At 70.2% G+C, this 18351-nt stretch carries 22 protein-coding genes; all 22 read right to left on the minus strand.

The features are described 5' to 3' along the window. Positions 1-24: 24 nt before the first annotated feature. Positions 25-354: a hypothetical protein gene (locus ABZ880_RS16630; RefSeq protein ID WP_361262542.1), complete on the minus strand. Its 330-nt coding sequence runs from the start codon at positions 352-354 to the stop codon at positions 25-27. Positions 355-384: 30 nt separating this feature from the next. Beyond that, positions 385-1326 (minus strand): helix-turn-helix domain-containing protein, encoded by a 942-nt coding sequence (locus tag ABZ880_RS16635; RefSeq protein WP_361262545.1) that lies wholly within the window; start codon positions 1324-1326, stop codon positions 385-387. Between the two features lie 84 nt (positions 1327-1410). Beyond that, positions 1411-2544: a PD-(D/E)XK nuclease family protein gene (locus tag ABZ880_RS16640; RefSeq protein WP_361262733.1), complete on the minus strand. Its 1134-nt coding sequence runs from the start codon at positions 2542-2544 to the stop codon at positions 1411-1413. Positions 2545-2616: 72 nt separating this feature from the next. Then, positions 2617-3612 carry a recombinase RecT gene (locus ABZ880_RS16645; RefSeq protein ID WP_361262548.1) on the minus strand — a complete coding sequence of 332 codons (996 nt, stop codon included), beginning with the start codon at positions 3610-3612 and terminating at the stop codon, positions 2617-2619. 14 nt (positions 3613-3626) lie between these two features. Further along, the gene (locus ABZ880_RS16650) at positions 3627-3971 is read right to left on the minus strand and encodes a hypothetical protein (RefSeq protein WP_361262551.1); all 345 of its coding nucleotides are present in this window, start codon (positions 3969-3971) and stop codon (positions 3627-3629) included. Positions 3972-4077: 106 nt separating this feature from the next. Then, positions 4078-4281, minus strand: coding sequence for a hypothetical protein (locus ABZ880_RS16655; protein WP_361262554.1), 204 nt, complete (start codon positions 4279-4281; stop codon positions 4078-4080). A gap of 87 nt (positions 4282-4368) precedes the next feature. Beyond that, entirely contained in the window at positions 4369-4944 is a 576-nt protein-coding gene (locus tag ABZ880_RS16660; protein ID WP_361262556.1) for a hypothetical protein, read from the minus strand. A 146-nt stretch (positions 4945-5090) separates the two neighbouring features. Further along, positions 5091-5537 carry a hypothetical protein gene (locus tag ABZ880_RS16665; protein ID WP_361262559.1) on the minus strand — a complete coding sequence of 149 codons (447 nt, stop codon included), beginning with the start codon at positions 5535-5537 and terminating at the stop codon, positions 5091-5093. Positions 5538-5621: 84 nt separating this feature from the next. Continuing rightward, positions 5622-5867, minus strand: a complete 246-nt coding sequence (locus ABZ880_RS16670; protein WP_361262562.1) for a hypothetical protein — start codon at positions 5865-5867, stop codon at positions 5622-5624. A 28-nt stretch (positions 5868-5895) separates the two neighbouring features. After that, positions 5896-7110, minus strand: coding sequence for a peptidoglycan-binding protein (locus ABZ880_RS16675; RefSeq protein ID WP_361262565.1), 1215 nt, complete (start codon positions 7108-7110; stop codon positions 5896-5898). Positions 7111-7255: 145 nt separating this feature from the next. Then, positions 7256-7693 carry a hypothetical protein gene (locus ABZ880_RS16680; protein WP_361262568.1) on the minus strand — a complete coding sequence of 146 codons (438 nt, stop codon included), beginning with the start codon at positions 7691-7693 and terminating at the stop codon, positions 7256-7258. Then, a complete protein-coding gene (locus tag ABZ880_RS16685) occupies positions 7694-8797 on the minus strand; it encodes a hypothetical protein (RefSeq protein ID WP_361262570.1) in 1104 nt (367 codons plus the stop codon). Positions 8798-8803: 6 nt separating this feature from the next. Continuing rightward, a complete protein-coding gene (locus tag ABZ880_RS16690; RefSeq protein ID WP_361262573.1) occupies positions 8804-9730 on the minus strand; it encodes a hypothetical protein in 927 nt (308 codons plus the stop codon). Positions 9731-9741: 11 nt separating this feature from the next. After that, entirely contained in the window at positions 9742-10689 is a 948-nt protein-coding gene (locus ABZ880_RS16695; RefSeq protein ID WP_361262576.1) for a hypothetical protein, read from the minus strand. Next, entirely contained in the window at positions 10689-14957 is a 4269-nt protein-coding gene (locus ABZ880_RS16700; protein WP_361262579.1) for a phage tail tape measure protein, read from the minus strand. Before ABZ880_RS16700 ends, ABZ880_RS16695 begins: the two co-directional genes overlap by 1 nt. A gap of 33 nt (positions 14958-14990) precedes the next feature. Beyond that, the gene (locus ABZ880_RS16705; protein WP_360822697.1) at positions 14991-15389 is read right to left on the minus strand and encodes a hypothetical protein; all 399 of its coding nucleotides are present in this window, start codon (positions 15387-15389) and stop codon (positions 14991-14993) included. Beyond that, positions 15332-15886: a hypothetical protein gene (locus ABZ880_RS16710; protein ID WP_361262581.1), complete on the minus strand. Its 555-nt coding sequence runs from the start codon at positions 15884-15886 to the stop codon at positions 15332-15334. Before ABZ880_RS16710 ends, ABZ880_RS16705 begins: the two co-directional genes overlap by 58 nt. 2 nt (positions 15887-15888) lie before the next feature. Further along, positions 15889-16524 (minus strand): hypothetical protein, encoded by a 636-nt coding sequence (locus ABZ880_RS16715; protein ID WP_361262584.1) that lies wholly within the window; start codon positions 16522-16524, stop codon positions 15889-15891. A gap of 131 nt (positions 16525-16655) precedes the next feature. Next, entirely contained in the window at positions 16656-17099 is a 444-nt protein-coding gene (locus tag ABZ880_RS16720; RefSeq protein ID WP_361262587.1) for a hypothetical protein, read from the minus strand. Continuing rightward, positions 17096-17524, minus strand: coding sequence for an HK97 gp10 family phage protein (locus ABZ880_RS16725; protein WP_361262590.1), 429 nt, complete (start codon positions 17522-17524; stop codon positions 17096-17098). The genes ABZ880_RS16720 and ABZ880_RS16725 overlap by 4 nt, the downstream gene beginning before the upstream one ends. Next, on the minus strand, positions 17524-17955 hold the full coding sequence (locus tag ABZ880_RS16730; protein ID WP_361262593.1) for a DUF6093 family protein: 432 nt from the start codon (positions 17953-17955) through the stop codon (positions 17524-17526). The genes ABZ880_RS16725 and ABZ880_RS16730 overlap by 1 nt, the downstream gene beginning before the upstream one ends. Continuing rightward, positions 17945-18319 carry a hypothetical protein gene (locus ABZ880_RS16735; RefSeq protein WP_361262596.1) on the minus strand — a complete coding sequence of 125 codons (375 nt, stop codon included), beginning with the start codon at positions 18317-18319 and terminating at the stop codon, positions 17945-17947. Before ABZ880_RS16735 ends, ABZ880_RS16730 begins: the two co-directional genes overlap by 11 nt. Positions 18320-18351 lie beyond the last annotated feature (32 nt).

An 18351-nucleotide genomic window follows, 5' to 3' on the forward strand; every position in this document is an offset into this window, starting at 1 on the left:
CACCTATCTGCTGTGACGTGAGTGTCAGCCGGTGGGCAGCTCGCTGCGGGCGAGGATCTGCACCGCCCATATCCGGCCCCCGTGGGTGACGACGCAGCCGATCGTGCGCCCGTCGTAGGGCAGGGCGAAGCCGCTGCCACCCTCCTCCTTGGCCAGCTCACCGACGAGCTCGTGCACGCCATGCTCGGCGCACTCGGCCGAGCAGTACAGGCCGCGACCGAGGCGCGGAGGGAGGTGCGATCCGTGGATGACTTCGGCGACCACGACGTAGGCGTCGGGGGCCGGGGTGGTGGTGAGCGTGTCGGTCAAGACGGTCTCCAAGAGGTTGGCGAGTTCGGCCAGTTCCGAACTCATACTTATATCTTAATGGCATACACCTGGGCGTCAATGTTTCCGATCTCGTGAACGCCCAGCTCCACGCCGGGAGTTGGCCCCTGCCTCACGCCCCATGCGGGCCAGGTCCCTCACCCGCTGGCGGGCCATCTCCAGCGCCTGAGGGTCCGTCTCCGCAACGCGCCGCTCCTGCTCGGCGAAGAACTCCCTCAGCCAGTCCTGCTGGCCACGGCGCTCCCGGTCGGCCGCCTCGCGTCGCGCCTGCTCGCGCCCCGCACGCGGGTTGGTACCGCAACCCCGGCAGTTCGCCACCGGTTCGGCGTGCTTCGGGCAGCCCGCACGCTGCTCCTCCTCCTGCCCCGCCCCCGGCTCCCCTGCGGCGCCAGCCGTGGGGGTAGGGGGGTAAGGAAGAGAAGAGGAAGGAGAGGGAAGAGAAGAGGTTTCCCCAGGGGAACCCGCCCGGTTTCCCTGCGGCAACCCACTGGGTTCCCCCTCGGCAACCCTGCCCTCGGCCCCCGCAGGGTTCCCCCGGGGCAACCCTGGCTCGGAAGCCGCCCCTGCGGCGGCCCGCGCCTCTTCCCTTGCGGCGACGTCCTGCTGCGTACGGGCCGCCGACGACGGTTTGCGGCGTGGGGTCTTGCGGGCCAGCCGGGGGTTGGTCGGGGCGCGCTGCGCCGCACGGCGCCGCTCGATCAACTCCTCGGTCGACGGGATCGGCGGAACGCCGTGCGGGAACACGCGGTACTCGGCACGGCGGCCCACGCGACCGATGGTGACCCGCTCGACCAGGCCGAGCCCGACGAGTTGGGTCACCACCGTGATGACCTGCTTCTCGCCCACGCCGGCCCAGGCCATCATCCGTTCCAGGCCCGGCCGGGCGAGCCTCGACTGGTCGTCGGCCGAGTCCGCGATCTTCATGAGGACCAGCTTCTGCGTGGTGTTGATCACCTCCTTCGGCAAGTAGGCAGCGACCACCATCAGTTGGATGCTCACCGGCACCTCTCCGTGATTGCGTCCGGGTCCTGCCGCCCCGCGCGGGCGCGGAGCACGCCGGCCCCGCGCCCGCGCACCTGGCGATCAGGGCTTCTTGCACGCGGTGACGTTGATGCTCACCGCGGTCCGCCGGTCGCGGTCGAGGCGCGTGGGCACGGGGATGCCCACCTCCTTCAGCGTCGCCTTCATCGCCGCGGCGTCCGGGGCCATCGGCACCTCAAGCCCCGCCCTGCGATATAGCGCGACCATCGCCTCGACGTCATCGACCTTGGTCGGGTTGCCGCCGCTCCACTTCAACGCGTTGTCGCCGTAGACGCCGGGCTCGGAACCGTCGAGCTGGGCGCGCAGGACCTTCTGCCGCTCCTTGAGCGGCTTCATCTGCTCGGAGACCTCGACGTATTCGGTCAGCGCCGCGGCGCGCTCCTCGTCGTCGTGGATGAGCAGGCTCTGCGGCGAACGCCCGGCAACGAGCGGCCCCCAGCACGCGGTGCGGAACGGGCAGTGGTCGCAGATCGCGGAGATGCCCGGCCCCTGGAAGGTGCGGGGAAGCTCCTCCGGAGAGGCGGCGGAGCGCACCTGCTGGACCCACCAGCGGGCGCGGCGGGCACGGTCGGCCTCGTAGGCGATCTCCTGGACGTGGTCGTCGCCGTTGTCCCGGTTGATGAACCTGAAGCGGATACGGGCGACCGGCACCGGCCCGAGGTGGGCGAGCTGGCGCTGCCCCCGGACGCTGGCGAATCCCTCGCTGCCGAGCAGGTCGGCGTACAGGTACACCTGCCGCAGCTCGGCCTCGCTCGCCCCGTACCGCAGCACGCTGTCCCACTGGTAGGTGCTCTTGGTCTTCACGTCCTCGACGGTCGTCTCCCCGGCGGGGAGTGTGGGGCGCAGCCGCTTCGGGAGACGGGCGGCGGTAGCGCGGTCGAGCTGGACGGCGTCGATGTGGCCCCGGACAGTCTGGTCCTCGACGCGGCGCTCGACGAGCCAGCCGTACTCCTCGCGGGCGGCGTCGAGTATCCCGGCGTGCAGCCAGGTCCCGAGAATCGCCTTGCGCTTCTCGCCGAGGTCGGTGGGGGTCCAGCCGTGCAGAAGGTACCCGGCCCGGCGTGCGCATACGGTGTCGCTGGCGCCGAGCTTGGTCTGCTGGGAACGGGGACGGCGTGCGTCCGCCGCGTGAGCGGCGGGCCACAGGCTGACCGGCCGCTCGGGCGCGATGGCCATAGTGGTCACGGTGTTCTCCAAGAGGATGGGGTGCCGCCCGCCGACAGCGAGCGGCACCCGGTGTCGTCAGGGTCAGGAGGCGGCGCGGCGGGACGCGGCGGGACGCTTCCGGGGTGCGCGCTTCGCCGGGGCGGGGGCCTCCTCGGCCTGGTCGGGCTCGAGGGCGGACTCCGGCTCGGGCTTCGGGGCGGCCTTCTTCGCGGCACGTGCCCGCTTCTTGGGTGCGGGCTCCTCCGCGCCGTCGCCCTGGTCCGCTTCCTGGGTGCCGGCGGGCTTGCTGCTCGCCTCACCGTCCTTGTCGCTGCCCGCTTCCAGTCCGGCGGCCTCGCGCAGCCGTCGGGTCGCCTCTTCCGCCTCGCGCACGACGGCTTCGGCGTCGGCCCGCTCCATCTCCTCATCCACGTACACGCCCGACAGATCCTGCGGCGCGGCCATGCGCAGCGATCCGGCTTCGGCGCACTTGCGGAGCATGTGAGCGGGCATCTGCTGCCACATCTTCGCCACGACGTACGCGCCCGCCTTGCGGTCGTAGTACGTCGGGGCGAACTCGTCCCACCGGGCAATGAACGGGAAGCGCGCGGTACCGCGCACGACGGTGACCTTGACCGCCGACGGGTACGACTTGGACAGCCAGACGTCGTGGGCGGTGCCCTCGGAGTCGTAGTAGACGGTGTCCTCGTAGGAGATGGACTCCCCGGCCTTCGCCGCTGCCCGGTGGGCGACAGTGCGGAAGCCGTCGATCCCGGTCTGAATGGTCCAGGTCTTCTCGGGCTCGTCGGGGTTGTCAGCCGCCTTCCAGTTGGTGCGGCCGATCATGTAGATCTGCCGCGCGAACGGATCGAGTCCGGTCCGTACGCAGTAGTGGAAGAACATCGCCAGGTGGCCGCGCGGAGCGCCGGACAGGCCGGGGCTGATCAAGGCCAGCGTCGAGAGCTGCTTGTGGTCGAACTCGTCCTGATCGGCGCGCAGGACGATGGCGCTCGGCCGGACGGCGGGGCTTGCCGTTCGGGCGGTCTCGACCACCATGCCCTCCACGATGGCGGGCTCGGCGGATGGTTCGTCGGTCACGATCTCTCCAAGAGTCAGTCGGTCCGCAGACTGCGGACCTCGAATGCGCGCGCCCACTCGGGGTGGCGCTCGATGAGCAACCGGACGTACCGGCTGCGGAAGTTGTTGTTGAGGCGGAACTCGTCGCCCTCGGTCGCCATGACGTACCGCCAGCGCAGGACCTCGAAGAGCATCCCGATCCCGACGCGACTTGCGCCGCGCTCCAAGTAGTCGGCGGTCAACGCCTCCAGGGCGCAGAGCACCCAGGGGTTGAGCTGGTGGAACGTCTCGAACTGAGCCTGGATCGACGCGGGCTGGCCCTCCGGCTGCCTCACGGTGTGGATGACCAGGCCCGGTATCTCGTCCTGGACGGCTGCCATACCCACCCCCTGGTGACATCTTTCAAGAATGTCACCTATCTTGCGGGTCGGCGGACAGATGATCAACCCCACCGGCTACCGGGACGACTTCGCACCCCGCCTCACATCAGGCAGAGGCCCGCTCTGCCGCATCGTCCATGTGGGCCTCGCGCGCCTCATTGGCCGCCGACGCCGCCCGCAGAGCACCGATGGCGACGTTCGAGTCGGGATGCTTCAGGACGTAGAGCGAGAGGGCACCCTCCATAACCAGGGCCTCACGGGCGTCCATGATGGCGACCTCTCCGCCATCCTGCGTCGCAATGAACTGCACTACTGCCTCCTTGGCGAATCCGAACCCCCGAAGGGGATTACTTATATCTTATTCGCATTTCGGAGCTAAGTACAGTTTCTGCGCAGGTCAGAGGGCCTTTCGGGCGTGACGCCCTCGGGTCAGGACGCGGCTGCCGGGACCGTCGTACGTGCCGTCACGCAAGGCGGCAGCGACGTCCTCGTCCACATCCCACGGCAGGCTCCTGGCGCTCTCCCGGAGCTGGGGAACTGCCTCCAGGACGGTGTCCAGCATCCAGAGCATCGACCCGGAAAGCAGCCAGTCGTGCTCCGGGAACCGCCCTGTCGCGATGGTCGTCGCCAAGTTGCCCTGTGCGGGCAGGTGGAACAGCTCGATGACCTCCTGCTGGCCGACGATCGGCGGCAGCTCATCTCCCAGGTCCGCCTCCCAGCCCTTGCCCTGCTCCGCGATGATCCGCGCCTTGACATCGAGGTCGACCTGGCGGAACCGCGCGGTCGTCGCGCCCCACCTGGCCGCGAAGCCGAGCGGCCAGTACCGCACCCCGCTGACGACGATGGAGGTCTCTGGGTCCAGCACGCCCCGGCTCGGGGCCAGCCACTGCGCGACCTGCTTCGGATCGACGCGGTACAGCGCGGCGAACTCCTGGTGCCCGACCAAGTACGGCTTGGGCTCGTGCCGGCTCATCCCCGTCCTCCGCTGTCCGTCCTGAATGCAGAGGGCAGCGTAGCCGCACGCGCACGCCGGCGAGACGCTGCTATGGTGGCGGCGGTCTTCTCCAAGAGGCCAAACGGCCCCCGCCTCGGCGGGGGCCGTGTGCATTTCCGCGCGCCTCACGCGGACTTCTCCTCCGGCTGCCCTGCTCCGGCGCTGAGCCGGGCGGGACGCCTCGCCTTCATCTGCCGCGTGAACCGAAGAGCGTGGATCGTGCGCCCGCCGCTCGCCTTCCGGAAAGCTGCCGCCGCCGCGGCCTTGGTCAACCGCCGCCCGTCCACGGTGAACAGCGGCCCCTCGGTACGCGCCCCAATCAGCTCACGGAGCACGTTGGCCGCAGAGACGGTGACCCCCGCCTCGAGGACACCGCCCTCCTTCGCGTGCCGAATGACGACGAGCCGGTCATCCAACTCCGCATCCGGCACATCGAACGCCAGGACCTCATCCAGCCCGACCTCCGACTCCCAGATCAACTGCCACACCGCGCGGATCGCCGGCGGGACCCCTTGGTCCGCGAGCGCGGTGTCCACCTCCAAGTCGGTGACGAGCAGGTGTGTCGTATCCATCGTGACCCCCATGGCCGCAGGAACAATGCGCCCTCACGCTAAGCGCGCTGTCGGACAGCACCTCCTGGCCCACCAAGGGGCGTCTCACGCCCGCACGAGGCTGACCACGGTGAGCACTACGGCGGTGATGCTGGCCAGCACCGCGACGGTCGGCAGCGGCCACCGTGTCCTCTCCAGCGCGGCCACTCGTTGCTCCAGCTCCTCCAGAGCCTTGTCCGTCTGGTCGCTGCGCTGCACGAGCAGGGCCAGCTGGCCGTCGATGCGGGCGAACCCGACCTCCAGAGTCTGGCGCAGCTCGGCCAGCGCGAGCGCGACCTGTCCCTCCGGCACCGTCTCCCACTCTCCTCTCATTGGCCGGTCAGTGCTTGGGGGTAGCGGGGTCACGCTTCATCGGCAGCCACGACGCCGTGCCGGACCTGCCGAGCATGGTGCCGAGCGTGGACTTCAGCGCACTGAGCGCAGCGGGCATCGCGGAGACCGCGGCGGCTTGCCACGCCGACAACGACACCATGTCCGTCGTACTGGAGGCCGCCATCAGGCCCAGTAGCGACTGAAGGTAAGTGGCGATGGTGCGCTCAGCGACATCGGCAAGGGCCTGCGGCATCGGGTCGTGCTCCTGGTTCGGGGTCGTAGGGGCCGGGTCGCCACTGGCCTGATGCGGAACGTGGAGATCCGCCCAGGTCTGCGGGCCGGGAATCCCGTCGGCGTCGGCACCGTGGTGGCCCCGCTTGATCTGGTAGGCCGCGTAGGAGCGGCGGTGCGCCTCGTTCCACACCGGGCCGGGCGGGGTGTCGTAGGAGTCGCACCCTTCCGCGACCAGCCGCTTCGCCATAGCGGCGATCACCGGGGAGGAACGCCCCTCTCGGAAGAACTGGGCACCCGGGTAGGCCGCATACTTCGGCGTCGGCCTCGGCTTGGGCTTCGGGCCCGGCTTCGGCTTCGGCTTGGGCTTGGGCTTGGGGTCAGGCTTCGGCTTGCCGTCGTTCTTGAGGTGCCGAGCGACGCGAGCGCGGAAGTCGTCCATGTCGATGCCACCGGGGTCAGGCTTGCCCGGCTGCCACTCCTTGTGACCGATGACGGAGTGCTCGTTCCAGCCGTGCGCGCGGCAGATGGCCGCCGCCGCCCGCGCCATCGCATCGAACTGGGCCGTCGGCCACGGCTGGCTGCCGGTGTTGATGCACTCGAAACCGTAGAAGTGCCGGTTGCCGTCGGTATCCGCCTCGTTGTCGCGCGGAAGAGTCGTCTTCTCCGCGATGACGGCGAGCAGAACGTCGGTGTCACCCATCCCGGCGTGGTTGCACCGTCCGTAGCCGACCAGGTGGACAGTGCCGGAGCGGTCAATCACGCCGTGACACAGCGGTCCCGGCAAGTCCTCATAGCCGGTTCGGCACAGCTCCACCATGTCCTTCTCGGAGCTGTACGGCCCCGTGTGGTGGATCATGATCCCGTTCGCGGGACCCCAGTTGCCGTGCGTGTCGCGGTTGTGGGTGCGCCACTTCCCGTGCTCGACCACGGCGAGCCCGGCGCCCTTCAGTACGGACAGGAACCTGTCCGCACTCAGCGGTGTAGCCACGCGCTTCGTCCATCTCCCCTGCGCCGGATGGCAGTCGGCCGTGGCCGCCGCGGCGGTCCGGTCCCTCGGGAGTGGGAAGCGGGTGGAGGGTCACCCGCGCGTCATGCTACCGGCGGTGCTCCGGCTGGGGCCGCAGCACCGCCGGTCAGGAGTCGTCGTGGTCGGTGCGGAACGTCGTGCCGTCGAGGCTGACCCAAGTCGCTCGGACGCTGCCGCCGCCCTGGACACGCAGCCGCACCAGGCCCTTGGGGTCGACGTCGAGCTGGAGGGCGCGGCGCGCAGCGTCGGAGGCGACGTCGACCGTGCGCGGCACTTCCGGCCAGTACCCCTCCGGCAGCAGCGCGACGAGTTGCCCGTCCGTTGCCTGGCCGGCGGTCAGGCCGATCCGGCCGCAGAACTCCGTTGTGTTCCACGGGTTGGCGCGGAACTGCGGTGGCTGGTCCTCGTCCGGGACGGCGGTGTCTCCGGTGAGCGGGAGGTCCCGCCACTCCGGGTACGGCGCGCGGCGGGCGCGCTCCAGCGTGGTGACCCTCCGCTCCAGTTTGGCCAGTCGGCGGCCGAGGGTGGCGATCGTGTCCGGCATCTACTGCTCCTCTCCCTCTCCCGCCTCGTCCTCGGGCTTGTTCGTACGCTCCAGCTTCAGCGTCACGCGCTCCGCGGTCTCGCCTTCGCCGGGCCGCACCGTCCACCCCACGATCCGGCACCAGCCGTCGAACTCGGTATGGGGCTCGAACAAGCGGACCCGCATGTCGTCCCCGACCTGTAGTGCGTGGATGGGAGCCGCGGGGTGGTCGGTGATCTCCAGCTCGGTCAGCGAGGGAAGCACTTGACGAGCCAGCCGCTCGCGGCGCACCCGCTGCTTCAGCTTCGCCTCGTCCTTCTCGCTGGTCTCCAGCCGGTGTTCCAGTCGAAGGCGGCCGTTGCGGACGCCGTCCACGACGACCTTGCGCTTCTTGCCCTCGCCCGCGCCGAGGCCGATGACCCACTGGGCGTAGGAGTCGGCGTCCTTGATGACGTGCGGCGTGCCGACGACGTTCGCGCCGGTGGTGAACGTCAGGTCCTCCCGGCGCCGCCCCAGGCGAGGTGCGCCGAGGAGGATGCGCCGCTCGGCCCGGCGCCCGCGCCAGGTAACCGACTCCGACCATTCCAGGCCGTCATCGATCTCCGCCATCTCGTCCACCATCTCGCCGAGGTTGCGCGGGTCGGTCTTGGAGGTGGTGTACGGGTCCTTGGCGGTGCCGGTCTTCGCCTTCGACTTCGTGTCGTCCACGCTCACGCCGAGGTCGCCGTCCGGCTGGGACTGGGCGTAGGCCCACAGGTCGCGGATCACCTGGCAGGGGTCGGCCTCGATGTACGGGCCGCGGCCATCGAGGTTGCCGTGCAGGTCGAATCGGCGATGGAGGTAGCTGGTGAAGCCGGACGCTTCAACGGGCAGGGCGTTGCCCTCCGGTTCGGCACGCCAAAGGACCCCGCCCCAGTCGAGGCGGGCGTTGCGCTCCACCAGGAGCACCGTGTCGCCGGCGTCGAGCGTGTCGCTCAGCGAGCGGCGGAGCGCGGTCGACAAGGTCGCCTTCAGCGAGCCGGGGCCGGATATCTCCGGGCCGTACTCGACTTCGCTCAGCGGCAGGTTCCAGTGCAGGACGTCACCCGTCGCGGCCCGCGCGACGATGTAGCGGTAATTGGCCATCGTCAGTCACGCAGGCCCTTCCGTGAAAGCGATGTCGAGCACGGCCGTGGTGCCCCTGGCCACGGTCAACTTGCCGTCCCCGTACTTGTCGTTCTGGTTGATCTCGACGGCCAGGCGCTGGCGGGTGCCCCGGTAGGCGGGCGGCACGGCGAGGGTGTCGGCCAGGGTCGCGCCGGAGCGGCGGGTGGTGGTCCCGTCGTCGTCCACGACGGTCGGCGCTGCGGCGCGCTCCCCGAGGCGGGTGCGCAGCTCGGCGTACACCGAGCCCGCCTCCGAGCGCAGGCCGGACAGCGTGACGACGACGGTGGCCGTCGTCGCCCAGGCCGGGACGTCGAGATCCCAGGCGGCTTCTTGCGGCCATGCCGCCCACTGGCCGTGCTTGCCCGGCACCTCCTCCGTCTTCGTCGGGTGCACGGTGCGCAGGATGCGCTCGGTGCGCGGATTCGCGAGCTGTCGCAGGTCGGTGATCATCCCCGCGGTGATCGCCGCGGTGTTGCGCGGCAGAGCGATGCGGGCAAGAACGAGGCCGGTCATGTCCGCGGGCACGGCGGTAGCGTCATGGACCACGCCCTTGACGACGTGGAAGTAGCCGATCTCCTGCGTGTGGGGGTCGCGTTCTCCTTCCCACTCGGGGTCCTCGATCCTCAGGACGATCAGGTCGGTCCGTGCGAACGGACCGGTGGGCTCGACATCGACCCTGGCGTCACCGATGTTGCTCTGGGTATAGGCCCCCTGCCACGGCCGGGCGCCGTGGATGAGGGCCGAGCCGTCACCGACGCGGATACCGGGGCCGGGGGTCTCCAGCGGCCGGACCTTCAGGTCCTCGCCTTCGGCGACGCCCTGCCGGCCGCGGGCGAGGTCGCGGATCATCAGGCGCATCGCACGGGCTGAGTGGTCGGCCCCGCGCACCATCATGGGGGGTTGCAGCGTCACGAGTGCTCCGTTCACAGGGAGGTGTACGCGGACCGCCACGCCACCTCGAGGCGCGCGGTGCCGGACGGGTCGGTCGCGGTCCAGGCGATTTCGGACCGACCGGGCGGAAGCGTGAACAGGTCGAGACGGCTCGCGGGGCTCAGGTCGTTGGCGACGTTGACGGTGCCGTTGCGCAGGGCCCAGCAGGTGTTGGGCCGGGTCTCCAGCTCCACCCACTCGCCCTCGCGCAGCGACAGATCGAGTTCGAGGACGCGGCGGGTGGCGGTGTTCCAGATCCGCGGGGCGGTGACCGGTCCGTGCACACGCAGGCTCGGGTAGGTCGGCACGTCCCCGTGGTTGGTGACCCAGCCGGGCCTGTCGTCGGCCGGGCGACGCTCCGGCGCGAAGGGGCGGCAGCCGCTGGCGCGGCCCACCGCCTCGTCAACGGTGCGGTCGGCGCTGGTCGCGTGGGCGGCCTGGTCGAGGCCGAGCGTCAGCTTCGACAGCTCGTCCTCATACCAGCGCGGGCTGTCCAGGCCGACGAATTCGATGTCCAGGGGTATCCATCCGTGCACGGCGGTAGCGGTGCTGGTGGCCTCCATGCGGCGAAGTCGCCCGTACATGCGGCGTGTTCTGTGACCGGGCCACCGACCGCGCAGGATGTGGCGCCCGTCCGGGTTGGTGCGTGCGTCCGGGGTGTCCAGGGCGCGCTCCAGCCGGGCGAGGGTCTCGGCCGCCTTCACCGGGTCGCCGGGTGTCTTGATGCCCGCCTCGAAACGCAAGGGGCGCGGTCCGTAGAAGTCGCGGCCGGGCGCGGTGCCGTCGCCGTTGGCGTTGTCGGCGTCCTGCGGCCGGGTGGCCGGGGAGCCGAGCCCTTCGATGTTCCCGATCGGGACGAGGCTGCCGGTGCCGAGGACGACGCCGCCGATCTCGTACTGCCACGGGGCCAGTTCGGGGTTCTTGTTCGGTGCTGTGGTCATCACACTCTCCCGCCCCGCTGCGCGTTGCGCAGGGTGCGCATCATCTCGGAGCCGATCTGCTCGGGGGTGGCGGCGCTGTCGGTGACGGTGACCGGCATCGAGCCGATCAGCGGCTGCTGCTCACGCACCACCACGACTTGGACCCGGCCGCCGGCCCGGGCGTCGACGACTCGGGTGCGGGCGTGGTCGCTACCGGTGCGCAGGTCGAAGGAGCGCACGACGCCCGCTATGGCCGCGACGCTTCGGGCCTGCTTGAAGGAGCTGGCGAGCAACGGCGTGTAGTCGCGGCCTCGGGCTCCTCGGACGCCGCCGTCGGCGAACCACTCGACCTGGCCGCCGAACCGGCCGACCACTTCCTCCACGATCGCCTTGCTCCGGCCGCGCTTGGACGCGGCTAGAGGCACATATGCCTCCCCGCCGGTCTCGCTCTCACCCCACATGCGGTAGCTCCCGGCCGGTGCGATCTGCGCAACGTGCCGCTCACGGCGCGGACCGCCGGTGACGCCGCCGTCCGCGAAGTAGTCCACCACCGCGCCATCGGCGTGCTTCTTGGCGGCGCGCGCCTGAGCGTCGGCCTGGCGCCGGATGGCGTCCGCAATGTTGGTGTTCTGCTCGGTGAGGTCGTCGAAGATCGAGACGTGCCGGGTGGTGACCGTGACCTGCTTGCCGCGCAGTGCGTCGATGCGCTGCTGGATGGAGTCGGCCGCCTTGCGCGGGCCGCTGGTGGGCACCGTGATCTTGACATCCTTCGAGCCGGGGACCTTCTCGATCCGGAACCCCAGCGCCTCCAGTTGCTTGCGGGCCTCGGCCGTTGGCGCGGACACGATGACGGACTTCGCTCCGGGCGTCGCGCGGATCTTCGCCTGTACGGCCTCCAGGCTCTTGATCGCCGCGGCGGTCGGCGCGGACACCTTCACGTTCTTGCTGCTGGGGGTCTGCCCGAGCTTGTCGATCAGGGTGTCGAGGTTCTTCTTCGCCCCCGCGGTCGGCGCGGTGATCTTGATCTGCCGGGTTCCCGGCACGGTCTCTACCGTGAACCCGAGTTCGCGGAGCTTCTTCTGCGCCCCGTCCGAGAGCGAGTCGACCTTGATCGTCTTCGCCTTCGGGAGCCGGTGGAACTCGGCCTGCACGGCGATCAGGTTGGCCAGGGTGGAGTCCATGCCCTTGGTCTGGAGCAGGAGGCTGACCTTGGAGGGCAGCAGGCCGAGGCTGTCGGCAACGGCCTCGGCCTGGGCCTTGGTCAGTCCGTAGCCGCGGGCGGCCCGGATCGCCTCTGCTCTTGCCCGGCTCATCTCCCCGCGGGCCTTGGAAAGCGCGGCGGGCAGGGTCTCACCGTTTCGCTTGGCCAGGTCGAAGGTGGCGACGGAAGCATCGGCCGCCGCGTCGGACAGAGAGGTGAGCTGGGTGTAGAGCTGCTGGCCGTTGCGCGTGGTCGTGTTGAGGGTCTTGTCGTCGTTGACGAGCTGCTTGCCGCCGTAGCCCTGGTCTCGGTTGACGTTCTTGCCGCCCTCCTTCAGGTCGAGGACGGCGCTGTTCACCTTGGCCTTCGCGGCCTGGAGAGAGATCTGTCCGCCCGACAGCAGGTCGAGGGCGCTCTTGAGGGAACGGGTGCGGGTGTCGGCGTCGGCGGTCTCGTCGGCGAGGCCGCCGACAGCGCCCTTGAGGCGGTCGTACGCCGAGGTGCCGTCGCCCGCGCCCTTGGTGGCCTTGGCCAGTTCCTTCGCGTTCTTGATGGACTCGGCCATCTCGCCCTTGACGCTGCCCAGGGCGTCGGCGGCGTCCTTGTACTGCTGCCCGACGTCGGTGTATTCGAGGGTGCTCACCTTCCCGCCGGCCTTGTCGACGTACTCCTTGTTCTCGTCTGCTGTGGCCTGGAGCTTCTTCTGCAGCGCGTCCAGGGACGTGCCCTGGCCGAGGTAGGCGTCGGTCAGGGAGGACACCGACACTCCCGCGTCTTCCATCACCTTGGTCAGCTGGCCCTGGCTGACCTTGGTGTCGAGCAGAACCTGAGCTGCCTGGCCTCGTACGTTGCCGTTGATCTGGCCGCCCGACTCACGCAGCGCGGAAGTCAGGGAGGAGATCCGGGACTGGTGCTCGGCGGCTGCCTGCGCCGCGCGCTGCTGGCGGGCCGCGAGGAGCCCCAGGCCGACGGAGACGCCGGCCATCGCGATACCGAAGGGCCCGCCCAGTGCTCCAGAGATGCCGGACATGGCCGAGCGCAGGCCCGAACCGGCGGCGCGGGACACTCCGTTCATCGTCCCCATGAACGTCACGCCCGCGCCGTTCGCGCTGCGGAACGCGGCGGTCATGTTGCCGAGGAAGCCGACGCGGGCCTGCACCGCCGCCCACGCCGCCCCGTACCGGGACAGCGATACGCCCGCGCTCGCCGCCAGGCTCTGCTGGACCCGCATCTGCTGGTTGAAGCTGGCGAAGCCGCTGCGCACAGGTCCGGTGACGGTGTTGGCAAGGTTGGTCAGGCCCGGCTGCGCACGGCGGAACAGCAGCATCGCCAGGGCCGCCGACTGAATGGGGGCGGGCAGCGCGCCGAAGGCGCTGACGAGACCACCGACGACATGGCCGATGGGGACCAGCACGGCGGACAGTCCGGAGACCGCGTCCATCGCCAGGTTGGCGACGGTCGCGATGATGTCGAGCGTGCCGGCAGCGGCCCCGCCGTCTTGTCCGATTCCGGAGATGGCCTTCAGGATCGGCTCCGCGCCGTCGGCAGCGTTGCTGAGGACGTCGCCGAGCGTGTGGCCCGCGTTGATCAGCAGGTTCAGGCCGGTGGCCAGCGTGTGTTCGCCGAGCTCCTTCAGCGGACCGATCAGCGCCTGGGCCTCATCGATGAGCCCGCCGAGCCCTGCACTCGTCTTGGCCTTCAGCTCGGGCCCGTACAGCACGGCAAGGTTGCGCCCGTACTCCAGCGCCGTGGTCAGGTACGGTGTCGCACCCGCCATGCCGCGCGTCAGCAGGCGCGTCACCCACTCCAGGCCAGGTGCCATGCCCTCGTACAGCGCGAGACCGGTCTGCCGTGCCTGGGTGCGCAGTTGGGTCATCGCGCCGGTCAGGCTCTGGCCGCGCGAGGCGGTGATGGTCGCGGCGGCACCGGTCTGGCGCACCGCCACCGACAGGGCGTCGAAGGACTCGGTTCCCTGGTGGGCGAGTGCTGAGGCGCCGCTGAGCGCGGGCTTGCCGAACGCCTTGGTGACTCCCGCGGTGAAGTCTTTCTGGGACAGGTTGTGTTCGGCCTTGGAGAGACCATCGATGACCACCCGGAGCCCGCGGAATTTTCCCTCGGCGTCCCAGGCATCGATGCCCAAGTCCTTTAGGGCGCCCTGCATTTGGGGGGTCGGTGCTGCGAGGTTCGCGAAGATCCCGCGCAGGCTCGTTCCGGCGGTATGCCCGAGGATGCCGCTCTTGCCGAGCATGCCGACTGCGGCGGCGGTGTCCTGGAGCGAGACGCCAAGGGCGTTGGCGACGGGCCCGGCGTACCGCATCGAGTAGTAGATGTCGGTGATCGAGCCCGAGGCGTTGTTGGCCGTGGCAGCTAGGGTGTCCGAGGCGCGTGCCGCCTGGTCGGCGCCGAGACCGTACTGGTCCATGATGTCGCCCAGGTACTTGGCCGACGTGGCGGCGTTGACGTCGGCCGCCGAGGCGAGCTGGAGCGAGGCCCGGACAGCGTCGATGGACTGGTCGGCCCTGAAACCGGCCTTGCTCAGCTCGACCATGCCCTCGGCGGCGTCAGCCGCCGTCGAGCCGGGCAGCGACAGGTCGTTGCCGAGTTCCTGCGCCACGACCGAGGCGCGCTTCATCTGCGAGGCGGTGGCCGAGGTGACCGCCCGGAACAGATTCATCTGCTTCTGGTAGCGGTTGCCTTCCTGGATCATCTCGCCCGCGCCGAGCAGCAGGCCGCCACCAGCGAGCATGTTGGTGGCGGACATGCCGCGCCGTCCGGCGCCGGCGGTCGCCCGCTGGAGCCGGGACATGGACCGTGCGCCGTCGTCCCCCGCCGAGCGCAGCGCCGCACGGGCGGCCCCGGCGCGGACGGTGATCCGGTTCAGCTCACCGACGGCACCGCGGGCGGAACGATTCAGCGCGGCGAACTGCGAGGCGAGGCGAGCCCCGTTGGCATCCAATCGGGCCAGGGATCGGTTCGCGGCGTCGGTACGGTCCCCCAGGGTCCGCATCTGTGCGGAGGCAGCACGGGTTCCCGCGATCAGGTCGCGGACCTCGGCGCGCATCGCGACCGTGAGGGTGAACCCGGCCACCGCGGCGGCCTCCTTACGTGGTGCGGGTGTGGATCAGGGGCGCTGTTCGTACTGCTCGCGCGGGAGGAGCTGGATCTTCACGCCGTAGCCGGACCGGTCCTGCGGGACGTGGTCGCGTTCCTGCTCGATCAGCTCGCAGCCGGGGCAGCGCAGGGTGTCGGTGACGTAGGCGTGGGGGTCACCACCGCGGGTGCGGTCCCACTCCTCCAGCCGGGTGCTGCACTCCGGGCACACCGCCCGCTGCCACTCCGACCAGGCCAGAGCCTTCGCCCGGTCGAGATCGGACCAGCGGCCGTCGCCACCGAGGAACTGCGAGTGCGGGATCTGGAACCGCTCGCACAGCTCCAGCTCCGCGCGCAGGCCGGCGTCACGGCTCAGCCTTTTCCCAGCTCGACCCGGCTCTCCTGCTGGATCTGCCAGGCCGCGTCCCACAGCGCGTTCGCGTCCGGCGCCGACCAGCCGTTCAGCAGCTCCTCGGCCTCCTCGCGGCTCATGCCGTCCACGGAGGCCGCCGAGACGAGCGCGGCGGGGAAAGTGTCGGCATTGAAGATCGCCCCCTCCTCCGCCTGCTGTTCGGTCGGCGGGTGCTGGGCAATCAGCTCCTCCAGCACCGGGCGCGGCAGCGCACGGAAGATCAGGAACTCCGAGGCGGCATCGAGCGCCTGGAGGGCCTGCTCGCGTGCCGTGTCGGCCTCGGCGGCCTGGCGCTCGGCCAGTTCGTCACCGGGGCTGGCTTCGGCGACGAACCGGGTACGGCGGGCGGCCTGCTCGGCGTCGTCGTGTCGCTGGCGCAGCTCGGCGTCGTCACAGATACGCAGCCGGTTCTGCGGGCGCGCCCGGCGGCGGAGGCGTTCCATCTTGGCCGACCACGCCCCCTCCGCCGTCGTGGCGGAGGGGGACGGGCGCTTGGCCTGGGCAGGGCGCGACATGATCAGCCCTCATCGGCGTCGTGCTCGCGGACCGTCGCCTCGGTCTTGGTCTTAGTGGTGCTGACCACGGTCACGTCCACGTGGTCGCCGTCGTGGTGGCCGTGACCGTGGTCGTCGTCGCAGTCCTCGTCCGGCAGCGGCCGGGGGTGCGCCTGCGGCACCGGACGGTCAAGAGACGGCTCGTCGGTGATCGTGAAGTCAACCTTGAACTTGGCGGCCTCGTTGCCCGTCGAGTAGGTCGCGGCGCGGGTGGCGACCTGGACGGGAAACACGTCGACCGAGCGGGAACCGGGGAGGTCGCCCTTGCGGAGCAGAATGATGTAGCCCTTGGCGCCCTTGGGGAGCTGCTGCTCGATGTCGTCGGAGAACCGATCCTCGTAGAAGGTGAGGCTGGAGTTCTCCGCCTTGTCGTTGCCCGGAATCGAGCTGTTGAAGGTCGAGCCCATGTCGGGGGTCTCGATCGGGTCGTTCTCCAGCGCCCAGCCCTCGATGTCCGAGACGGCATCGGTCAGGCCGAACGCGTTGGTGATCTCGCGGCGGCTGGGGTACTTCGGGTCGTTGAGATCCTTCGACCACAGGATCTTGGAAATGCCGCGCCGCAGAAATCGGGTCTGGGTCTTCTTCGTGCTCGTGGACACAGGTCCGCTCCCACTTCTGGGGCAGCGTCCCGTGCCGAGGCCCTGCCCCTTGAGGTTCAAAGGGGGTTCGCCTGGCCTGGGGCCTAGCGTCCGCGCGGGCCTCCGCGGTGAGGATCAGAAGAAGCAATTCTTCATGCCGGGGTCACAGTGATCGTGACCCGCTGCACGTAGGAAACGATAGCGCCTGCCGCGGACACTGAGGGTTCCCCACCGGCGTCGTAGGTCAACTCCCGGTCGATGACCCGCACTTCGGGAATCAGAAGGTCGTGGGTCCAATGGCCGTCCGTACGGCCGACGACGCCGGCACGGACGCGGTCGGCCAACCACTCGACCTGGTCGCCCCGTTCTCCGACCGAGGTGACCTGGTAGGACCAGGACGCGTCCGCGTGCCAGTCCCACAGGGGCGGTCCGCTGAACTCGGCGGGCAGCGAGTCGAGGACGGTGTACGGGGCGGCTGCGGGTTCCCAGCCGGATTTCCCCTGCACGCACGGGAGTTCACCGATGCCGCACGGGCGGCCGGTGGTGTGCTCGACCAGGGCGGCGAGCGCACGGGTTACCGGCAAACGTGCGGTCACGGCAGCACTCCGTCCGCCAGGGCCTGGATGAACGCCGGTTCGGTCTGCCGAAACGCGGGCTCGACGTGCGGGAACGGCGGCTGCCTGTAGTGCCTACCGATCGAGTCCACGCCGACGAACCCGTACTCCAGCCGCCTGGCCTGTGGCGCATCGGAGAAAACCTCGGCGGTGACCTCGCCGCCGCCAGTCCGCATCCGCACGTCCCACGAGGCGCGGTACTGCCCCGTGATCACGTTAGGGCCGGGCCTGCCGCTCGCGCTCCGCTGGATACGGACCCGCAGCAGCATGGCGTGATGACGGGTGATCGTCCGCGTACGGGCGCGGGCCGCCGGACCCATCCGGGCCAGCGCGGTGGCCAGCGCGATCGGGTCCCGGAACGCGGTCGCATCCGGGTGGGCGTTGGGGTGCGGGTTCGCTGCGGCCATCAGTCGATCACCTGGACCCGCACGATGCGCACCACACTGTAGGTGCCGACCGCCTCGTCGGAGACGCGGAACCGGCGCCCGAGCAGCATCGGGTCGCGGGGGCCTCCGGGGCGCACTGAACCAGCAACGCGGATCACGTCGTCGCGCCTCAACGCCGGTACGCCCACGGGTAGCACGGCCTGGTAGTCGGTGGTCGGCGGCTCGACGGCAACGGCCCCGCCGACGGGTTGGGTGATGGCCGGGCGGCCGACGGGCATCACCGCACCGAGCCCGTCCCAGACCAAGCACTCGTCAGGTGTCGGGGACACGAGTTGCCCGGTGGCTTCGTCCAGCACATCGTCCGCGCGGCCGGCGCCGTCCCGCCACACTTCGAGCTTGTCGTCCAGGATGCGGTCGACAACCCGACGCGCACCCTCCACGTCAAAGGCCACGAGCCCACTCCACGAGCTGGATGAGCATCGCCTGCGTCAGGGAGTGCGGGCCGGTGCCGAGGTCGGGCCTGGCCAGCGCGGACCGCTCCAGCTCCTCGGCATCGATCGCCGACAGGAAGACCGCGGCAGCCGGGCCAGGGTCAGGCATGTCTGCCACGGAAACACGGGCAAGGCCCTCGAAGGTCGACTCGGCATAGTCCCCCGAGTACAGGACAACCTGTGGCGACTCCCCCTCTCGGTGGGTGACCGTGTAGCCGCTCAGGGCTCCCGGGTCCACGCGCTGCCCATCAATCTCGATCGCGGCCTTCGCGCCGCGAGCGTTGATCCGCACGCTGTGCAAGGTCTCGTCGCTGTCGTGATCCATCCAACCGACGCTAGAAGAGCTGTCGGACAGCC

The organism is Streptomyces sp. NPDC047043, from assembly GCF_040644055.1.
Classification (GTDB): domain Bacteria; phylum Actinomycetota; class Actinomycetes; order Streptomycetales; family Streptomycetaceae; genus Streptomyces.